Raw genomic sequence first — 19145 nt, forward strand, 5'->3', positions numbered from 1 at the left:
TATTACAACAGCGCGGGAACTCAGCCCAGGCTGAAGGGCTGGCCCCACAGGGTGACCCAGCTGATCACGTTGTCGGTCTCGACCTCGACGCTCACGAAGGCACGAGCCTGCGCGTAGCCGCCGCAGCCGTTGAGGCCGATGGTCTCATCCGACCAGGTGACCGAACCGTCGGTGCCGCTGAACTTGTTGCGCTTCTTGTGGACTTCGTTGCCGAAGTCGTCGGCCATTTCCTGGTCGAGAACGTAGAAGGACTTGGCCTGGCCCGGTCCCAGGGTCAGGTTGGCACCGGTGCTCATGCTGGCAGTCGGCTTGCCATTACCCTCGCTGTCCCACTCCACGCCGCCGTTGGCGCCGCCGCTGACGTTGCCGCCGTCGATGCTGACCTGGCAGCCGACCACGTAGCCCGGGAAGATCTTGCCGCCGGTGGCGGTGGTGTCACCGGAGATGTGGACCTGCGCCGAGGCCGAGACCCAGGCGTTGCGGTGCACGGGGGTGGCACCCATCGACGGGCTGATATTGGCCGACTCGCCGACCAGCTTGACCGTGACCACGGTGCCGTCGGAGAGGGTCTGGGTGATTTCGCCGCCCGGCAGCGGCACGAAGGTGTCGGCGTTGGCGGCGCCGACGGAGAACAGGCCAAGAGCTGCGGTGGCGACGGCACCCACGCCGGCTGCCCGCGCCACGGTCTTACGGATGTTCATTTCTGGTTTGTCCCTCAGGTTTTGAATTCGCTTACGCGAGAAAGGTTTTGGCGGGCGGAGACCACTTAGCCGATGCTGAAAGGCTGGCCGTAGAGGGTGGTCTTGGAGTAGTGGTCGCCGATGATCTCGACGACGGTGTACGCACGCGCCTGGGCGTAACCCGCGCAACCCTGGATCTCGATCTCCGCATCGCGGTACTCGACGGAGTACGTGCCCGCCTTGGGGACGTCCTTCGAGTCGATCTGCACGAAGGCAACCTGGCCCGGGCCGAGGCTGACGCCGAGCGAACCGCCGACGCCCGCGCTGTTCAGGCTGACGCTGCCGGAGATGCCGGCCGAGATCGCGTCCTCGCCGATGGAGATCTGGCAGCCGACGATGTAGCCGGTGTTGATCTGCGAAATCCCGTGTGTGGACGAGTTGTTCGTTCCGGCGCCACCCGCCGGGCCGTTGTTCGGGCCCGCGGTGCCTTCCGGCGTATCGGTGATCACCGCGGAGGCGTTGCCGCTCACCCAGACCACACGGCCGGCACCGTTGGCTGCGAGCGACGGCGACACGATGGCGTGTTCGCCCGTACGGGTGATCGTGACGGTGCCCGCCGGGTTCACCTTCTGGCCGTCCGGCAACGGCACGAAGGTGTCGGCATTCGCGGCACCGGTGGACATAAGGCCGATGGCCACGGCCGCGGCCGCGCCGATGCCCGCAAAACGGGCCGCGGTACGCACACCGTGGGTGCGGTTCTCGCTCATACTTCCCCTCATCAGGTTCTAGCGGTTCAACCTCGACCACCGAGGTTGAAATGGGATCCTGGCCGAATCCCCGGTAGAGTTTGTCGCCACATTGTTGCCACTGTGTTACTGGTAACAATTTCTTTTCGCGTAGCGACGGAGGGCACTTTACATCACCGCTGTGAGCTTTGAGACGTGAGCGAACAAGACCGCTCACTCCCGAACACAAACCCGCAGGTATGTCGAGAAATTCATACATAGCAAAAGGGGCCCGGTGCGATTAGCACCGGGCCCCTTGGGTTTCCGCTGAGCGGAAACTGGATCAGCCGAGACTGAAGGGCTGACCCCACAGCGTGTAGGCGGTGATGACGTTGTCGGTCTCGACCTGGACCGCCACGAACGAGCGGGCCTGGGCGTAGCCGCCGCAGCCGTTGAGGCCGATGGTCTCATCCGACCAGCTCACCGAACCCGAGCTGCCGGAGAACTTGTTGCGCACGTAGTGCGCCTCGCTGCCGAAGTCGTCCGGCGCTTCCTGGTCGAGCAGGTAGAAGGCCTTGGACTGGCCCGGACCCAGGGTCAGGTTGCCGCCGCCGTTGAGGCCGGTGCCGGACTTGTTGACCGAGACCTGGTCACCCGCGTCGAGCGCGCCGCTCGCGCCGCCGCTGGCGCCGCCACCGGAGATGTTGACCTGGCAGCCCACCACGTAGCCGGGGACGATCTTGCCGCCGACGGCGCCGTTGGTGCCCGACAGCGTCACCCGCGCGGTGCCCGAGACCCAGGCGTTGCGGTGCAGCGGGGTGGAGCCCATGGACGGGTTGATGTTGGCCGACTCACCGGTCATGGAGATGGTCACGACGGTGCCGTCGTCCATGGTCTCGGTGATGGAGCCGCCGGGCAGCGGCACGAAGGTGTCGGCATTGGCCGCGCCGGTCGAGAGCAGGCCCAGGGCGGCAGTGGCGGCCGCGGCCACGCCGGCGGCCCGCGCCATCGTCTTGCGAACGTTCATGATTGTTTCCCTCTAGGGTCGAATTCGCTTACGCGAGAAATGAATTGGTGACCGAACGTCAGCCGAGGCTGAACGGCTGCCCGTAGAGGGTGGTCTTCGAGTAGTTGTCGCCGATGACCTCGACGACGGTGTAGGCGCGCGCCTGGGCGTAGCCCGCGCAGCCCTGCACGTCGACCGGAACGTCCTTGTAGTCGATCGAGTAGGTGCCCGACTTGGGGATGTCCTTGGATTGCACCTGGACGAAGGTGACCTGGCCCGGGCCGAGGTTGAGGCCGACGGAGCCGCCCGCGTTCGCGCCACCGAGGTTCACGCCGCCGGAGACGCCCGCGCTGATCGCGGTGTCGGAGATGTTCACCTGGCAGCCGATGATGTAACCGGTGTTGACCTGCGAGGTGCCGTGGGTCGAGGAGTTGTTCGAACCGGGGCCGTTCTTCGGGCCGTTGTTCGGGCCGACGGTGCCGTCCGGGGTGTCGACGTTCGCGATGACCTTGCCCGAGAGCCAGGCGGTGCGCCCCGCGCCGTTCGCCGACAGCGACGGCGAGATGACGGCGTGCTCGCCGACACGATCGATGGTGACGCCCGCTCCGACCTTGTGACCGTCCGGCAACGGCACGAAGGTGTCGGCGTTGGCGGCGCCGGTCGACATCAGGCCCAAGGCCACGGAGGCGGCCGCGCCGATACCCGCGATACGGGCGGCACGCCGCAAACCGGCAGTCCGGTTCTCGCTCATAGTTCCCTCATCAGTTTTTCTGCGGACAACCCCGACCACCGGGGTTGAAGAGGTCACTACGGCATGGCTTTGCCACCCCGAGCAACGCACAAGCACGCTACTCAAACCTGATAGAGCCGTAGCTTTGTTGACCCGAGAGAGACCTTAGCCACAACAGCTACCAGATGGCAACAAATTCATTAAGGACACGGAAATCCCCCACGTGAGAGCCATGGCAAATATTCAGCACCCGCAATGCGAGCGTGATTCAACCGTGATGTGGCGGGACCTGGGAACGCAGCCACTCATCGGTGCCACGACCGGATTCGGGCTCGGGAGTGCGCTCGTCCTTGGTCGTGGACGGCAGCTCGTCACCGAAGATGCGCGCTAGGCGGGCCCGCTCGGCGGGCGTCAAACGACGAGACCCCGCCCGGCGCTCGGCCGGACGGGGTGACTCGGGGGAATCCTTCGGCTCCGGCTCGGCGGAGTCCTTCGATTCGGGTGGGTTTTCGGCGTCGGTCATTCCGACAGGCCGGACAGCTCATCGATGACGCGGCTGGCCAGCGGGCCCAGGGTGGCCATGCCGTCCCGGATGGCGGCGCGCGAACCCGGCAGGTTCACCACCAGCGTGCTGCCCGAGACGCCGGCCAGCCCGCGCGAGAGCCCGGCGTCCAGCGAACCCGAGGCCAGCCCGGAGGAGCGCAGCGCCTCGCTGATGCCGGGCAGCACCCGGTCCAGCACCTCCTCGGTGGCCTCCGGCGTCACATCGCGCGGGGACATGCCGGTGCCGCCGACCGAGATGACCAGGTCGACACCGCCGATCACCGCGGTATTGAGCGCATTGCGGATCTCCACCTCATCGGCCTGCACCGACACCGAGGCGTCCACCAGGAACCCGGCCTCGGTGAGTAGTTCGGTGACCAGCGGACCCAGCGAGTCCACGCCGCCATGGGCGGTTCGGTCGTCGACGACCACGACAAGAGCACGGCCCGCCACAGCGGCATCGATTTCCATGGTGCTCACCGTAGCGTCCTTGTCCGACAACAGCTCCCATCCCCCGTCCGCGGTGACACGGATCGTCGGTGTCGCTTCCCGGTCCTTCTGGTGAATCATCATCGGCCGCCCTCCACTGCTGCCTCGCCGAGGGTCACCTCGACGGTCTTCGGGTTCTTGCCCTGGTCATCGGTGTAGGTCACCTTGACCTTGTCGCCGGGCCGGTGCGAGCGCACCGCGGCGATCAGTGAATTACCCGAATCCACCACCTGGTCATCGATTTTCGTGATGATGGCGTTCTTCGGGATGCCCGCCTTGGCGGCCGGGCCGTCCGGCGACACGTCCATGACGCGCGCGCCGTTCACGTCGTCCTGCGCCTTCACGGTAATGCCGATCTGGGCGTAGGTGGCCTTGCCGTTCTTGATCAGCTCGTCGGCCACCCGGCGCGCGGTATCCACCGGGATGGCGAAGCCCAGGCCGATGGAGCCGCTCTGCGCACCCGCCGACTCGGCGGTGCCCATGGTGGCGATGGCGGTATTGATGCCGATCAGCTTGCCGTCCATATCGACCAGCGCGCCGCCGGAGTTGCCCGGGTTGATGGCGGCGTCGGTCTGAATGGCGTCGATGACCGTGCCCTGCGAGCCCGGCTCGCCGCTGGTCGAGACCGGACGGTTGAGCGAGGACACGATGCCGCTGGTCACGGTGCCCGCCAGGCCGAGCGGCGAACCGACCGCCACCACGCCCTGGCCGACCGCCAGATTCGCGGACTGACCCAGCTCGATGGGCTTGAGATCGGTCTTGCCGGTGACCCGGATGACCGCGATGTCCGAGATCGGATCCGCGCCCACCACCGTCGCCGGGGAGGTCGAGCCGTCACTGAAGGCCACGGTCAGCTTGGCGTTCTGTCCCGCTCCGCTGACCACGTGATTGTTGGTGAGGATCAAGCCGTCCGAGGACAGGATCACGCCGGAGCCCTCGCCCTCGGCGCGGGTCCCGGCCACCTGGATCATGACCACGCTCGGCAGCACCTTCTGCGCCACCGCCTGCACCGATCCGGCGGGGGCGGGCTCGGCCTTGCCCTTGCCGACCGGCTGCTCCAGCGCGTTGGTGACGGTGGTATGGGAGTCGTTGTGGTTGGCCAGGGCCACCACGCCGCCGCCGATACCGCCGCTCAGCAATGCCAGCGCCACCGCACCCGCGACCAGACCGGCCTTGCCGGACCGCTTCTGCGGCGGCGGGCCGTAGGGCACGCCCGGCTGTCCCGGCTGGCCCGGAATCACCTGTGTCGGATGCTGTCCCGTCGCGTAGGCCGGATGCTGACCGGTCGCGTACCCGGCCCCCGACGCCGCGTACGCCTGCCCGTAGGGCGGCTGGGCGGCGCCGACCGGAATCTCCTGGGTCGGATGCTTGCCGCCGAACTGCTCCGAATAGGCCTGCCCCCCACCGAAAGCCGCACCGTAGGCAGGAGCGCCGGGGTGCTGCGCCCCCGGAATGACCTGGGTGGCCGGATCAGCGCCGTACGGTCCCGGCGCGGGCGGCTGCCCCTGCGGTCCGACCGGACCCGAACCCGGTTGTCCCGCAACGCCATAACCCTGCGACTGCGGGGCGCCGGGGCCCTGGGCCTGTGCGGCGCCGCCGGAAAACGACTGTGCCGCACCGAAACCGGCGGGCGCGGCGGGATGCGGGCGCGGGGCCGCGGCATCGAAGCCGTCGAAGGGCTTGTCCGCGGCCGCGGGGGCCTCGGGAGCGGCCGTGCCGCTGGGGTCGCGCTTGGGGAGGCCCGAGGCGGTGGTCTCTGGGGTTTCGGGCGCGGCGGGTTCGGCGCCCGGCGTCGCGGGCGGGTTCGGCTGGGCGGCCTCGGCGGCGTTGCGCTCGGGCTCGGTGCCCCGCTGGTTCGAATCCTCGGTCATTTCTCGTTTTCTCCTCGAGTCTCGTCGCCAAGCCTGGCGGGAACGACTGAGAGTGGACTGAGACCGTGCTTGCTTTTCGCCGAGCTTTCAGTTGTCCGCCACCACGGATTGCGGTGGAGCGCCTTCTCCAGGCAGCACGATACGGATCAAAGCGCCGCCGCGGTCGGAAGTATCGATGTTGATGGTGCCGCCGTGTTTGGTCACGACCTGCTTCACGATCGCCAGTCCGAGCCCGGAACCGGGCATGGAGCGCGAGGCGGTGGTCCGGTAGAACCGCTCGAACACCAACTCGCGTTCGGCGGGCGGAATGCCGGGCCCGGCGTCGTCGACCGCGAATTCCAGCAGCCCGCGCCCGCTCTCACGCATGGTGACGAATACCTTCGCGCCCTCCGGACTCCATTTGGCCGCGTTGTCGAGCACATTGAGCAGCGCGCGTTCCAGGCCCGGTTCGTCGCCGTAGATGAACCAGGGGCGCAGCTTGGCGTCGAATTCGATTCCGGTGCGCCGCCGCCGGACTCGCTCCAGCGCCCGTTCGGCCACATCGCCGAGGTCGATCTGCTCGTAGACGGTCTCGGGCGCGTCCTCGCGGGCCAGGTCGACCAGATCGCCCACCAGCGTGGACAACTCCTCGATCTGGGCCATCACGTCGGAGCGCAGCTCGGCCATGTCCTCGTCCGGAATGCGGGGCGCACCCGGGCGCGAGGAGGCGATGAGCAATTCCATATTGGTGCGCAAAGAGGTCAGTGGCGTCTTCAGCTCGTGTCCGGCGTCGGCCACCAGTCGCCGCTGCCGCTCCCGGGATTCGCCCAGGGCGCGCAGCATGGTGTTGAAACTCTCGGTGAGCCGGGCGAGTTCGTCGTCGCCGGTGACCGGGATGGGGGTCAGGTCGTCGGTGCGGGCGATCCGCTCGGTGGCCGCGGTGAGCCGGGCGATGGGCCGCAAGCCGGTGCGCCCCACCGTGGTTCCGGCCGCGGCCGCCACGATGACCCCGCAGCCGCCGACCACGAACAGCAGCCAGGCCAGCCGGTCGAGCACCTCCTTGGTGGGCTGCAGCCGCTGCGAGACCACCAGGGTGGAGCCGGAGTGGGTGCGCCGGGCCAGCACCCGCTGATCGTCGACGGTGCGCAGCGAGAAGCCGAGCTTGCCGCTGGCCACCTCGCGCTCCTGCGGGCCGATCGGCGGGATGGTGGTCTGCGGCGGCACGTACTGTGACTGGTCCGGGAAGACCAGGGCCACACCGACATCGCTGGAGTACAGCCCGGCGAACACCAGCGACTGGAAGCCGAGGCTGTCGAGGTTGTTGTCGATCATCACCGAGGCCCGCGCCCGCAGTTGCGAATCCACGTCGGCGTACAGCGAGCGCGCCACCATGGCGTAGGCGGCGATGGAGGTGAAGGCCACGGCCACCGCGACGACGGAGGCGGCCAGCAGCGTCACCCGCCAGCGCAGCGACACCGATCGGGTCAGCGGCATCGGCGGCCGCAGTTCGGACGCCTCGGTCCGCGGCCCGGGACCGGCGACGGTCCGCGTGCCGAGCCCGGCCACCACCGGGCGCCGGGGAACGGTTCTACCCACGAGCTCGGCTCCTACGGCGGGGTTTCGCGCAGCACGTAGCCGACGCCGCGCACGGTGTGGATGAGTCGCGCCTCACCATCGGCCTCGGTCTTGCGGCGCAGGTAGCCGATGTACACCTCGAGCGCGTTGCCGGAGGTCGGAAAGTCGTAGCCCCACACCTCTTCCAGGATGCGGCTGCGGGTGAGCACCCGGCGCGGATTGGCCATCAGCATTTCCAGCAGCGAGAACTCGGTGCGGGTGAGGCTGATCGGGCGCTCGCCGCGCAGCACCTCGCGGGTGACCGGGTCCAGCGACAGGTCGGCGAAGGTCATGGCCTCCGAGGCGGCGTCGACCGGATCGGCGGCGGTGCGGCGCAGCAGGGCGCGCAGCCGGGCCAGCAGTTCCTCGAGCGCGAAGGGCTTGGGTAGGTAGTCGTCGGCGCCGGCGTCGAGCCCGGCCACTCGCTCGGAGACCGAATCGCGTGCGGTGAGTACCAGAATCGGCAGATCGTCGCCGGTGCTGCGCAGGCGGCGGCACACCTCGAGGCCGTCGAGCCGGGGCATCATGACGTCCAGGACGAGGGCGTCGGGTCGCTGACTGGCGGTCTTCTCCAAAGCGTCCAGACCGTCGACGGCGAGGTCGACGGTGTACCCGTTGAAGGTCAGCGAGCGACGCAGCGATTCACGAACCGCGCGGTCGTCGTCGACTACCAGAATGCGCATGACAATCAGTCTGCCCACAGCGACTGAGAGGTGACTGAGAAGGTCCCCTCCGACACGCCGGGCAAGTGAGGAAGCTGACCTGCGCGTTTCCCGGAGGACCGATGCGGAGTGGTTGCGGTGTCACCCAAATCCGCGCGAAATGCGTTGGGGCAAGCCCTCATTCGGAAACTAAACCTCTGAGTCGCCCGAATTGCCGTTACTCAGCTCACGCGGTATGTTGCAGGCCGTAAAAGAAGACCTCTAGTTGGTTCCGCGCGGGTTCGACCCCAAAGCCGTACAACCGCATACGTACCCGGGGGTCAATCGTGAAAGCGGAGGCGACGGAAGCGGGATGGAAGCAGCACCCCGGTCCTGGCAATTCAGCCTGTCCAACTGGCCCGTAACCCGCAAGGTCGGGATCGTGCTGGTGCTCCCGGTGCTCCTCGCCGCGACGTTCGCGGTACTGCGCATCAACAGCGAATTGCAGACCATTTCGAAATTGAGCGCGGCGACCGACCAGATGGACGTCATGCACGCCACGGTCGGATTCATCACCTCCACCAATGAACTCGCGGTCGCGGCCATCTCCGGCGGCAACCAGGATGTCGACCCGGCGCTGGACGCGGCCACGGCCAAGTTCGATCAGGCGACGGCCGCCATGGACACCGTCATCAAGGCCTCCAACGCCGATCCCGGCGTGACCAAGGAGCTCGGCACCGCCGTCGCGGTGGCCAAGACCATGCGCAACACGCTGCGCACCAGCTCCCCGCAGACCATCGGCGATCAGGCCGACGAGGTCCAGACCCGGACCCAGACGGCCCTCACCAACGCGCCCACCGTGGGTGACCTCCGGGTGCAGCAGTCCTTCCTGCAGTACGGCGCGGCGCTCACCGCCTCGCGGCTGCTGACCCAGGAGCGCGTCATGCTCGCGGTGCCGGGCGCGGGCAACAACCCGGCGCTGCGCACCAAGCTGCTCACCGCCATCGGCGCCGAGATCACCATGATCGAGGTGTACCGCGGCCTGGTGCCGGACGCGGCGGAGAACGCCAACGTGCTCAAGGACAGTGCGGGCGCGCGCGTCGGCATCCTGATGCAGAACGTGCCCGACGCGGGCAGCCTGCCGGCCATGCAGGATTCGCTGCGCGCCAGCGCCGACGCCTATGCCAAGGAAGTCCAGCAGGTCGCGAACTCCATGGGCGACAAGCTCGCCCAGCTCACCACCGAGGCCCGCAACAACGTGCTGCGCGATACCTCGATCGTGATCGGGATGCTGCTGGCCGGTCTGGCGCTGGCCCTGATCGTGGCCCGCTCGCTGGTCGTCCCGGTCCGCCGCCTGCGGCGAGATGCGTTGCAGGTGGCCCACATCGACCTGCCCCAGGAGCTCGAGGTGGTGCGCGCCGGCGGCGCGACCCCGGAGATCACGCCGGTCGACGTGCACACCACCGAGGAGATCGGCCAGCTGGCCCGCGCCGTCGACGACATCCACTCCCAGGCGCTGCACCTGGCCGCCGAGCAGGCGCGACTGCGCCTGCAGATCGGCAACATGTTCGAGACCCTTTCCCGCCGCAGCCAATCCCTCGTGGAGCAGCAGCTGGGCCTGATCGAGGAACTCGAGCGCGACGAGGACGACTCCGAGCGCCTGCAGTCACTGTTCCGCCTCGACCACCTGGCCACCCGCATGCGCCGCAACGGCGACAACCTGCTGGTGCTGGCCGGAACCGCGCTGCGCCGCGGCCATCTCGCGCCGGTGCCGCTGTCGGACATGCTGTGGTCCTCGGTCTCCCAGGTGGAGGACTACCAGCGCGTCGAGATCGGCACCGTGCCCGACGGCATCGTCGCCGGTGAACCGGCCGTCGACATCGAGCACCTGCTGGCCGAGCTGATCGACAACGCGCTGCGCTACTCCCCGCCCACCACCCCGGTGGCGGTGTCGGTGGCGCGCGCGGTGGACGGCGGCTACCTCATCGAGATCACCGACCGCGGTCTCGGCATGAACGCCGAGGACCTGCAGGGCATCAACGACCGCCTGGCCTCCGGTGGCGAGGTCAATGTCGAGACCGCCCGCCGCATGGGTCTTTTCGTGGTCGGCCGCCTGGCCAAGCGGCACAACATCACCGTGAGCCTGCGCCGCACCTCGGCCATGGTGCAGCAGCCGGGCATCACCGCCAGCGTGCACCTGCCGGGCAGCCTGGTCTCGCCCGCGCCGGAGCGCGGCGGGGATCCGACCGGGCAGTACGCGGTGCCGACGGCGCTACCGGTGCCGCCCGGGGCGAATTCCCTGGCCACCGGACCGAATCCGCTGGTGACCGCTCCGAATCCGTTGGCCTCCGGGCCGATCGGCGTGCCCATGGGGCCGATCTCCGCGCCCCAGCCGGTGATCACGCCGCCGCGGCTGACGCCGGTGCCGAATCTGCCCGAACCGGTTCCGGCCACCACGACCGGACGCTTCACCACCAGTTCCGGCCTGCCGCAGCGCAAGCCGGGCGGCGATACCGGTGAGCAGCCGGCGGTGCCCGTCTTCGGCGGCGAGCTTCCGGTGCGCGGTCAGCTGCCGGTCCGGGGCGAGCAGGCGTCGCAGGACCGCTTCTCCGACGGCTTCACCGACGCGTTCACCGAACCCGACGAGGCCCGCGCCTACGGCGTGACGGCACTGCGCCCGGAGCCGGAGATCCTGCGCCCGGAGCCGGAATCCGAGGCGGCCCCCGCGCCCATGGACTTCTGGGGCGAGGTGCGCGGCACCGATCCGGCCGAGGACATTCCCGAGCCGGTCGCGCCGATCACCGCCAGCGGCAACAACTCCGGCTACGGCTTCAGCGCCGAGGCGGAGAGCGCCGGCACCTCGTTCGGCAACGGCTACAGCGCTTTCGGCACCGGCGAGCACCCCGTGGCCCGTCCGACCGAGAACGGTTACGTCGTCGGCAACCCGGCCGAGGTCGTCGCCGCGGCACCCGAGGCGGAAGCCCCGGAAGACGACGCCCAGAACGAGATTCGCGGCAATGACGCCGCACCCGCCGCGCAGCGGCCGGCCGCGCCGTCGACCGGGCTGCGTCCGGTCGGCGGGGCCCCGACCCCGATCTATCAGCGCATGGTCTCCGAGTGGCTGGTCGAACCCGCCGCCGGGGAGCAGAACGGCGCGGCATGGTCGTCGAACTCGGACGCCGGCTGGGCCGCGGCCGAGGAGGCGGCCAACCCCACCAGTAGTAGCCGGACCCAGGGCGGGCTGCCGATTCGGCGGCCCGGAGCCCAGCTGGTGCCCGGTGCCGTCGTCCAGGAGGACGACGGCGAAGGCCGCAATCCGGAAGAGATCCGCAACAGCCTCAGCAGGCATCTCAGCGGCGTCCGTTCCGGGCGGGCCGACTCCCAGTACAACGACGGAGGGCATGCATGAGCGACACCCAGAGCACCACCACGGACGAGAATCTGAACTGGTTGGTCACCCGCTTCACCCGCGAGGTTCCGGGCGTCTCACACGCCGTCCTGGTCTCCGCGGACGGCCTGCTGCAGGCCACCAGCCCGCATCTGCCGTCCGATCGCGGTGAGCAGCTGGCCGCCGTGACCGCCGGTCTGGCCAGCCTGTCCACCGGTGCCGCACAGCTTTTCGAGGGCGGCAAGGTGATGCAGTCCATCGTGGAGATGCAGCGCGGATACCTGCTGGTCATGAGCGTCGGCAATGGCTCGCACCTGGCGGTGCTGGCCAACAAGCAGCACGATATCGGCCGCATCGGCTACGAGATGGCGCTGCTGGTCGACCGGGTCGGGTCCGTGGTCTCGGCCACCGCCCGCACGGCCTCGTAGATGAGCCGCCCATGACCAATCCCCTTGGCGGTGGCGGCAATCGGCCACCGACCACACGTGTTCGTCCCTACGCACTGACCTCCGGCCGCACCGAGCCGGCGGTCGACCTGCCGCTCGAGGCGGTCGTCGAAACCCTGTCCTACACCGCTCATTTCGATTGGCCCGCGGGTGACGTGCGCACCGAGATCCTGCGCCTGGGCACCGCCCGGCTCTCGGTCGCGGAGATCGCCGCGCACCTGGGACGGCCACTGGGCATGGTGCGGGTGGTGATCGGCGATCTCGTCGTCGCCGGAACCCTGCGCGTGCATTCGACTTTGAGCGATCAGGCCACCTTCGACGAGCGTCGTTCCCTGATGGAGAGGACCCTGCATGGACTCCGCGCCCTTTGACGGCGCAGGGTACCCCGGTGGCCCGCACGGGGCCCCCGCGTACACGACCGGGCAGTTCCCCAACCCGGCCCTGCAGTACCCCCCGCGACCGGGCGAGGAGGCCCGCACCGCCTCGACCAAGATCGTCGTAGCGGGCGGATTCGGCGCGGGCAAGACCACTTTCGTCGGCGCGGTCTCGGAGATCGTGCCGCTGCGCACCGAGGCCATGGTGACCGGCTACTCGGACGGGGTCGACGACCTCGCCGCCACGCCCGGCAAGGAAACCACCACGGTGGCCATGGATTTCGGGCGCATCATCCTGCCCGGCAACCTGGTGCTGTACCTGTTCGGCACGCCCGGGCAGCGGCGGTTCTGGTTCATGTGGGACGACCTGATCAAGGGCGCCATCGGCGCGGTGGTGCTGGTCGACACCCGCCGCATCGAGGACAGCTTCGCGGCCGTCGACTTCTTCGAGGCCAAATCGCTGCCGTTCCTGATCGCGGTCAACCGCTTCCCGGACGCGCCCCGCTTCCCGGTCACCGAACTGCGCGAGGCGCTCAGCGTGCGCGACGGCGTGCCGATCGTGGACATCGACGCCCGGGACCCGGCGGAGGTGCGCCGCTCGCTCGCCGCCGTCACCGAGTACGCGATCGAAAGGCTGATGGCGGCACAACGCGAAAACGCCGCTCGCGGTTAGGGGGAATCACCGGATGATCTATTTCTCGATGGGCTACTGGGTCATCGCGCTGGCACTGATCGTGTCCTTCGCGGGGGCCGCTTGCGGGCTGGCCTGCATTCGCCAGTCCACCAAGTCGGTGACCCAGCGCTTCCGGCTGGTGTGGCAGTTCGTGGCCGCGGTCTCCATCGGCGGCGTCGGGGTCGCCATGCCGATCTTCGTGTCCATGCTGGGTTTCGACATCAAGGGCACCCAGCTGCGCTACGACAACGCCTCGATCACGCTGTTCTCGGTGCTGGCCGCGGCGACGGTGTTCATCGCCATGCTCATCAACGGCAAGCGGCTGGTCTGGTGGCGGCTGCTGGTCGCGGCGGCCGTGATGGCCTTCGGCATCGGCGACGTGCACCTGTTGCTGCTGAAGGCGATTCGCATTCAGGGCAGCGTGGACACCAGCCTGGTGGCCACGGTCGCGGTGTACGTGATCGCCTTCGTGCTCTCGGCGCTGACCCTGTGGTTCAGCCTCTGGGTGTCCTCGGTGCCGCTGGTGCTGCTGGGCGCGGTGGTCTACGCGATCCTGGTGACCGGCATGCACTACGCCGGGCTGACCGGGCTGCAGGTGCACGTGGACCCGTCCAAGTCCACGCCGCAGGGCAATGTGCTGTTCAACTTCTTCGTGCCGTTCTTCATCATCGGCACGCTGTCGCTGGCGGTTCCGATCACCGCCATCCTGGTCGCGCCGGACCGCCGCGAGGCGCGGGCGCCCATGGCGGCGGTGCGGTAGACGATTTATCGCTGTCGGCCTGTTCAGTCGGTCTGCGCCACCGTGGTATCCGGCTCGAGCACCGCGGTATCCGGATCGGGCACCGTGGTGGTCGGATCGAGCAGGCCGAACAGTTCACCCTGCGGCGCGGCCATGATGGCCATCCGGCCGAACGGCCCGTCGGTGGCCGACATGAGCACGGTCGCACCGAGTTCCACCGCGTGCGCGATGCCGGAGTCGATGCCCTCGAACTGGAACCAGGTCAGCCAGTAGGGCACCTCGGCGGCCACGCCGTTGACGCTGTCGTCATTGATGCCGCCCACCGCGTCTGACCCGCCGGGCGGGGTGAAGGTGGCGTATCGCATGGCCTCGTCGCCGAATTCGGTGAAGGTGAAGCCGAAGACGTCGCCGTAGAAACTCTTCGCGGCCTCGAAATCGCCGGTGTGCAGGTCGTTCCAGACATAGGAGCCGTGCTCGTTGTACACCGCCGCGCCGTCGTGCGCCCGCGCCTCCCACACCGCGAAGGGCGCGCCCGAGGCGTCGGCGGCCACGAACATGCGGCCGAACTCCATCACGTCGAAGGCGGGCACCAGCAGGCTGCCGCCCGCCGCGGTCACCCGCTCGGCGCTGGCGTCGGCATCGGCCACCGCGAAATACGTGGTCCACACCGACGGCACCCCCACCTCGGGTTTGGGCCCGATCCCGGCCACCGCCTGCCCGTCCCGTAGCCCCATCAGATAGCCCCCGGCGTCCTCCCCACCGCCCTGCATGGTCCAGCCGAACAGCGCGGAATAGAACTCCCCCGCCTTCACCGGATCGTCGACCTGGCAGTCGACCCAGCACGGTGTGCCCGGGGGCCAGGCTTCGTTGCGAACAGGCATCGGTCATCTCCGTTTCTGAAAAACTAGTGATGCACATCACAAATTGCCTCTCAGTCAACCACTCTCGAACGATCACCGCGATGGTTCGCGGCGCGTCACGTTCCGGCGGGCAAAACGGTCAGAGCGGCACATTGGGCCCGCCTCGCGAATTACAGTGAGAGGCATGCGTTTCGGGCTGGATTACGCCGCAGGTAGGCCCGCCCCCAGTGCCATCAAAGCCGCCGGGTACGACTTCGTCGTCCGGTATCTGTCCGACGGCGGTCCCACCCTGCCGGGCAAACTGCTCACTCCGGCCGAAGCGGACGACCTGCGCGCACACGGCATTTCGATCGTCTCGAACTGGGAGACCACCGCCGCGCGCATGCTCGACGGCTACGGCGCGGGCGTGACGGACGCGCGCGCGGCGCTGGCCCGGGTGCTGCGCTGCGGCGGGCGGGCGGATCGGCCCATCTACTTCTCCGCCGATTTCGACGCCACCCCGCAGCAGCAGGTGCCCATCAATGATTACCTGGACGGGGCGGCCAGCGTCATCGGGCGCGCGAATGTCGGTATCTACGGCGGGTTCTGGCCGGTGAGCCGGGCGCTGGACACGAGCGCCGCCACCTGGGCGTGGCAGACGGTGGCCTGGTCCGGCGGGAATATCGATCCGCGTATCTCGATCTATCAGACCGGCGAGCAGGTGACGGTCGACGGCGTGCGCTGCGATGTGAACCAAACCGACCGAGCCGATTTCGGCCAGTGGGACGTGGAAACGGAGGAACCGGACTTGACACCCGAACAGGACGAAGTGCTGCGCGATATCCAGACCCAGTTGCGCGGGCCCGGCCTCAATGGCTGGCCGCAATTGGGCAAGGACGCCCAGGGGCACGACCGGACGGTGGTGGACGGGCTGGCGGCCGCACTCGCCAAGATCGACGAACTGCGCACCGAGATCAGCGATCTGGAGGCCACGACCGCCGAGCTGAAGGCCGAGGTGGACCGGCTGGGCGGCGGGCGGCACTGGCCGTTCCCCTTCTCGCTCGTAGAGGGCCCGGCCACCGCGTTCGCCGATCAGCTGGCCCGGCTCGAACAGTTGCTGCCGGGCGTCCCGTTACCCGGCTGGGGCACCGGACCCGACGGCCATTCGGACCAGACGGTGGAAACTGGACAAGCTCCGGTTGCGGGCGCGCCGAATACGCCATCCAGCAACTGAATTGGTCGATTTGTCGGATTTTATCCGGAGTGTGAATGTCGGCCGACGGGTCCGCGTACGGTGTCGAAACACCCGCTGAACTGGCCCTGAAGTGGCGATGAGCGGGTTCTTCTGTGATCAGAAGAACCCGCCCTCAAGGCACGAGGATACCGTCGCCAGGCCACGAGTTCACAACTTTAGGAAGACTTTTTCGCACGCCGGAAACAATCGGACAGCGGGTTCACGGGTCCGCAACACTCGGGCAGATCTCTGGTGGGACAGCAACTTCGGGGCTATTGTCGGCGTCGTCCGATCTCTTGCTCAGTTCCAGATGAAGGAGGCCCCCGTGGCCGTCAGCGTGGTACTCGACAAAGCTCTCGACAAGGCCTACGAAACGAAGTCCCTCGACGACATCCTGGCCGCACCCCCGTCCGCACTCGCCGGTCTGACCGACAAGCACGACGAGAAGCTGCTGGATGCGCTGGGCATCAAGACCATCGCCGATCTCGGCAAGAACAAGTATTTCCGCCTCGCGGCGACGCTGGTCGACCTGGCCGCCAAGGAAGGTTAGCGACCCGAGCGGCCTGATCGGTCAGAGCTTCCCCGGATCGATCAGGCCGCGCTCCACCGCCCGCGCGAGCCGACGCGGAATCCGGTACTCGACTCCCCCGACCTTCACCGGAATCAGATCCGGCGGCGTCGCCTTCCATTGCGAACGCCGGGCGTGGGTATTGGCCCGCGACATTCTGCGCTTCGGAACGGCCATTGTCAGTTCTCCTTATCGGTAGTCGAATTGCGGCCGCCGCGAACGCGTTTGCCGTAGCGGCGCTCGAACTTCTCGACCCGGCCCGCGGTATCGAGCACGCGCTGATTGCCGGTCCAGAACGGATGCGAATCCGAGGTCACGTCGACCACCAGTAGCGGATAGGTATTGCCGTCCTCCCATTCGATGGTCCGGGTGGATACCGCGGTGGATCGGGTCAGGAAGCACTTTCCGGTGCTCACATCCTGGAAGACCACCGGATGGTAATCAGGATGGATTCCCTCTCTCATCACTTCACCTTTCGTTGTTTCGGGTCGAGCTGTCGCCCGCGACGGGTGTGGATCGGGTGGTGTCGCACGGTTCTTCGTGCTGATCGCCGAACGGGTCCGCCCACAGCGCCACCCGTTCCGGCGCGAAGCGCACCTGCCGCAGTTCGTCCTCGTCGACCAGCGCCCAGTGCAGCGCGTGGCGGATCTCGTCGGCATCGGCGTCGGCGACCAGGATCACCAACGACGAGTGCCGGTCCCCGAACTCCTCGTGCCAGCGCAGCGAGGCCAGCGTGCGGCGCTCCGGATCGACCTCGTCCACTTCCCGGGATGTCATGGCGGCCAGCCACTTTCCCGCGCCGCCGACCCGCAGGCCGCCGCCCGCGGACTCCAGCCACACCACCTCGTCGGGCTGGGTGGCCAGCCAGACCCGGCCCCGCGCGCTCACCACGCCGTCGAGCAGCACGTCGATGGCCGAGTGCAGCCGGTCGGGATGGAAGGGGCGGTCGGTGGCGAATTCCACCAGTGCCACACCGCAATCCGGCTCCAGCGGCGGTTCGCCGGCCAGCAGCGGGGCGTGCGGATCGAAGGCCGCGCCGCGGCGGGCGTCGGCGGGGACCCGGCGCAGCAGCCAGGTCAGGTCCTCGGTGTCGAGCACCTCGGGTGCGGCGACCCAGGTGATGGGGGCGCGCGGGGTCAGCCGCGCCAGCACGGCATTGGTGCGCTCGCGCTCGACCAGATCGGCTCCGCCGTCGAAAACCACCAGGGCATCGGCGAATTCGACCTGACCCACGGCCAGCTGCGCCACGGTCCGCTCGTCCTCGGCGGTGGCGTGACCGCGCTCGGCGAGGGTCTCGTCGCCGGTGGCGTCGGCCAGCCAGTCCCGGCTGTCGACACAGGTGAGCACGGTCTCGACGCGCACGCTGCGCCCGGCCGGGCCGTCGACGCGCCCCAGGACGCCGGTCACCACGACGTCCTCGATGGCCTGGCACACCGCTTCCGCCTCGAAGGCCGGATCCAGCGCGAGCACGATGCGCCGCACCGAATCCCGCTCGGCCAGCAGGCACAGGAACGGCAGCAGGTCGGCGCGCAGCGTGCAGGAGACACAGCCGTGCGCGAGTTCCAGCACGGAGACGGACTCGCGGCCGTCGAGGCGGACGGTGCGGCGCACCACGCCCTCGCGCAGTTCGCTCAGATCGTGGCGGACCACCACCGTGCCGGGCTCGGACCCGAGCAGGCGGGCGACCCGATCCACACCGTCGGCGGCGCGGCCGGGGAGTCCCGCGAGAACGAGCACGGGCTTGCGTTGGGACGGCACCGGTCCCCCTTTCGACAATGATTTTCAATTACCGACGAGTCAATGTACCTTGGAATAACTTCGTTGTCGAAAACGATTGTCAGTAACGTCCACCACCCAGGAAGGGAGTGCCCATGTCGGCCATCTGCCAGGTCACCGGCCGCAAGCCGGGCTTCGGCAAGTCCGTATCGCACTCGCACAAGCGGACCAACCGGCGTTGGAACCCCAATATCCAGCGCAAGACCTACTACCTGCCCAGCGAGGACCGGCGCATCACGCTGACCGTCTCGGCCAAGGGCATCAAGACCATCGACCGCGACGGCATCGAAGCGGTCGTCACTCGCCTGCGGGCACGCGGCGAGAAGATCTGAAAGGGAGAAGATGGCCTCGAAATCGACCGACATCCGGCCTGTCATCAAGCTCAAGTCCACGGCCGGGACCGGCTACACCTATGTCACCCGCAAGAACCGGCGCAATGATCCGGATCGGATGGTGCTCAAGAAGTACGACCCGGTCGCCCGCAAGCACGTCGACTTCCGCGAGGACCGCTGATCTCATGGCCAAGAAGTCGAAGATCGAGAAGAACGAACAGCGCAAACTGATCGTGGCCCGCTACGCGGAACGGCGAGCGGAACTCAAGGAGATCATCCGCAAACCGACCAGCAGCGACGAGGATCGCCTGGCCGCGCAGACCGCCTTGGCCAAGCTGCCGCGCGATGCCAGTCCGGTACGATTGCGCAATCGGGACGCCGCGGACGGACGCCCGCGCGGTCATCTCCGGAAGTTCGGACTTTCGCGCGTACGCGTACGCGCGATGGCTCATCGAGGAGAGCTGCCCGGTGTGCACAAATCGAGCTGGTAAGAATCCG

The 19145-nt window shown here is 68.3% G+C and carries 23 protein-coding genes; 10 read left to right on the forward strand and 13 right to left on the reverse strand.

Annotated features, from left to right (window positions below):
- Positions 1-20: 20 nt before the first annotated feature.
- From ACAM49_RS02065 to ACAM49_RS02105, 9 genes are all read right to left on the reverse strand, one after another.
- Positions 21-701 carry an MspA family porin gene (locus ACAM49_RS02065; RefSeq protein WP_369633735.1) on the reverse strand — a complete coding sequence of 227 codons (681 nt, stop codon included), beginning with the start codon at positions 699-701 and terminating at the stop codon, positions 21-23.
- A 65-nt stretch (positions 702-766) separates the two neighbouring features.
- Positions 767-1447: an MspA family porin gene (locus tag ACAM49_RS02070; RefSeq protein WP_369633736.1), complete on the reverse strand. Its 681-nt coding sequence runs from the start codon at positions 1445-1447 to the stop codon at positions 767-769.
- Positions 1448-1748: 301 nt separating this feature from the next.
- The gene (locus tag ACAM49_RS02075; RefSeq protein ID WP_369633737.1) at positions 1749-2432 is read right to left on the reverse strand and encodes an MspA family porin; all 684 of its coding nucleotides are present in this window, start codon (positions 2430-2432) and stop codon (positions 1749-1751) included.
- 58 nt (positions 2433-2490) lie between these two features.
- Positions 2491-3162, reverse strand: a complete 672-nt coding sequence (locus tag ACAM49_RS02080; RefSeq protein ID WP_369633738.1) for an MspA family porin — start codon at positions 3160-3162, stop codon at positions 2491-2493.
- A gap of 247 nt (positions 3163-3409) precedes the next feature.
- The gene (locus tag ACAM49_RS02085; protein ID WP_369633739.1) at positions 3410-3664 is read right to left on the reverse strand and encodes a hypothetical protein; all 255 of its coding nucleotides are present in this window, start codon (positions 3662-3664) and stop codon (positions 3410-3412) included.
- Positions 3661-4155, reverse strand: coding sequence for a molybdenum cofactor biosynthesis protein B (locus ACAM49_RS02090; protein ID WP_218003406.1), 495 nt, complete (start codon positions 4153-4155; stop codon positions 3661-3663). The genes ACAM49_RS02085 and ACAM49_RS02090 overlap by 4 nt, the downstream gene beginning before the upstream one ends.
- A gap of 98 nt (positions 4156-4253) precedes the next feature.
- Positions 4254-5627 carry a S1C family serine protease gene (locus ACAM49_RS02095; protein WP_369633765.1) on the reverse strand — a complete coding sequence of 458 codons (1374 nt, stop codon included), beginning with the start codon at positions 5625-5627 and terminating at the stop codon, positions 4254-4256.
- Positions 5628-6131: 504 nt separating this feature from the next.
- Positions 6132-7517, reverse strand: a complete 1386-nt coding sequence (locus tag ACAM49_RS02100) for an ATP-binding protein (RefSeq protein WP_369633766.1) — start codon at positions 7515-7517, stop codon at positions 6132-6134.
- Between the two features lie 113 nt (positions 7518-7630).
- Complete coding sequence (locus ACAM49_RS02105) at positions 7631-8320, reverse strand: response regulator transcription factor (RefSeq protein ID WP_040812943.1); 690 nt, start codon at positions 8318-8320, stop codon at positions 7631-7633.
- A gap of 331 nt (positions 8321-8651) precedes the next feature.
- On the opposite strand from ACAM49_RS02105, the gene ACAM49_RS02110 reads away from it, so the two are divergent.
- The 5 genes from ACAM49_RS02110 to ACAM49_RS02130 are packed head-to-tail and all read left to right on the forward strand — an operon-like array spanning position 8652 to position 13919.
- Positions 8652-11687 (forward strand): ATP-binding protein, encoded by a 3036-nt coding sequence (locus ACAM49_RS02110; RefSeq protein WP_369633740.1) that lies wholly within the window; start codon positions 8652-8654, stop codon positions 11685-11687.
- Entirely contained in the window at positions 11684-12094 is a 411-nt protein-coding gene (locus ACAM49_RS02115; RefSeq protein WP_369633741.1) for a roadblock/LC7 domain-containing protein, read from the forward strand. The genes ACAM49_RS02110 and ACAM49_RS02115 overlap by 4 nt, the downstream gene beginning before the upstream one ends.
- Before the next feature lie 11 nt (positions 12095-12105).
- Positions 12106-12483 (forward strand): DUF742 domain-containing protein, encoded by a 378-nt coding sequence (locus ACAM49_RS02120; protein ID WP_369633742.1) that lies wholly within the window; start codon positions 12106-12108, stop codon positions 12481-12483.
- Positions 12464-13159, forward strand: coding sequence for an ATP/GTP-binding protein (locus tag ACAM49_RS02125; RefSeq protein ID WP_369633743.1), 696 nt, complete (start codon positions 12464-12466; stop codon positions 13157-13159). The genes ACAM49_RS02120 and ACAM49_RS02125 overlap by 20 nt, the downstream gene beginning before the upstream one ends.
- Before the next feature lie 13 nt (positions 13160-13172).
- The gene (locus ACAM49_RS02130; RefSeq protein WP_369633744.1) at positions 13173-13919 is read left to right on the forward strand and encodes a hypothetical protein; all 747 of its coding nucleotides are present in this window, start codon (positions 13173-13175) and stop codon (positions 13917-13919) included.
- Positions 13920-13942: 23 nt separating this feature from the next.
- Here ACAM49_RS02130 and ACAM49_RS02135 read toward each other — a convergent pair whose 3' ends face one another.
- Positions 13943-14779 (reverse strand): VOC family protein, encoded by an 837-nt coding sequence (locus ACAM49_RS02135; RefSeq protein WP_369633745.1) that lies wholly within the window; start codon positions 14777-14779, stop codon positions 13943-13945.
- A 163-nt stretch (positions 14780-14942) separates the two neighbouring features.
- Between ACAM49_RS02135 and ACAM49_RS02140 the strand changes: the two genes are divergently transcribed.
- Entirely contained in the window at positions 14943-15971 is a 1029-nt protein-coding gene (locus ACAM49_RS02140; RefSeq protein ID WP_369633746.1) for a DUF1906 domain-containing protein, read from the forward strand.
- A gap of 325 nt (positions 15972-16296) precedes the next feature.
- A complete protein-coding gene (locus tag ACAM49_RS02145) occupies positions 16297-16521 on the forward strand; it encodes a hypothetical protein (protein ID WP_033085769.1) in 225 nt (74 codons plus the stop codon).
- 21 nt (positions 16522-16542) lie between these two features.
- On the opposite strand, the gene rpmF is transcribed toward ACAM49_RS02145, so the two are convergent.
- From rpmF to ACAM49_RS02160, 3 genes are read right to left on the reverse strand one after another with little or no spacing between them, the layout of a single operon-like run.
- A complete protein-coding gene (gene rpmF, locus ACAM49_RS02150) occupies positions 16543-16716 on the reverse strand; it encodes a 50S ribosomal protein L32 (protein WP_369633747.1) in 174 nt (57 codons plus the stop codon).
- Positions 16717-16718: 2 nt separating this feature from the next.
- Complete coding sequence (locus ACAM49_RS02155; RefSeq protein ID WP_369633748.1) at positions 16719-17003, reverse strand: type B 50S ribosomal protein L31; 285 nt, start codon at positions 17001-17003, stop codon at positions 16719-16721.
- Between the two features lie 4 nt (positions 17004-17007).
- A complete protein-coding gene (locus ACAM49_RS02160) occupies positions 17008-18297 on the reverse strand; it encodes a GTP-binding protein (protein ID WP_369633749.1) in 1290 nt (429 codons plus the stop codon).
- A 113-nt stretch (positions 18298-18410) separates the two neighbouring features.
- Between ACAM49_RS02160 and rpmB the strand changes: the two genes are divergently transcribed.
- From rpmB to rpsN, 3 genes are read left to right on the forward strand one after another with little or no spacing between them, the layout of a single operon-like run.
- The gene (gene rpmB / locus ACAM49_RS02165; protein ID WP_040812952.1) at positions 18411-18647 is read left to right on the forward strand and encodes a 50S ribosomal protein L28; all 237 of its coding nucleotides are present in this window, start codon (positions 18411-18413) and stop codon (positions 18645-18647) included.
- Between the two features lie 10 nt (positions 18648-18657).
- On the forward strand, positions 18658-18828 hold the full coding sequence (gene rpmG / locus ACAM49_RS02170) for a 50S ribosomal protein L33 (protein WP_040812798.1): 171 nt from the start codon (positions 18658-18660) through the stop codon (positions 18826-18828).
- Between the two features lie 4 nt (positions 18829-18832).
- Positions 18833-19138 (forward strand): 30S ribosomal protein S14, encoded by a 306-nt coding sequence (gene rpsN, locus ACAM49_RS02175; protein WP_369633750.1) that lies wholly within the window; start codon positions 18833-18835, stop codon positions 19136-19138.
- Positions 19139-19145: the final 7 nt, after the last annotated feature.

Source organism: Nocardia sp. JMUB6875 (genome assembly GCF_041154655.1).
In the GTDB taxonomy this organism is placed as follows: domain Bacteria; phylum Actinomycetota; class Actinomycetes; order Mycobacteriales; family Mycobacteriaceae; genus Nocardia.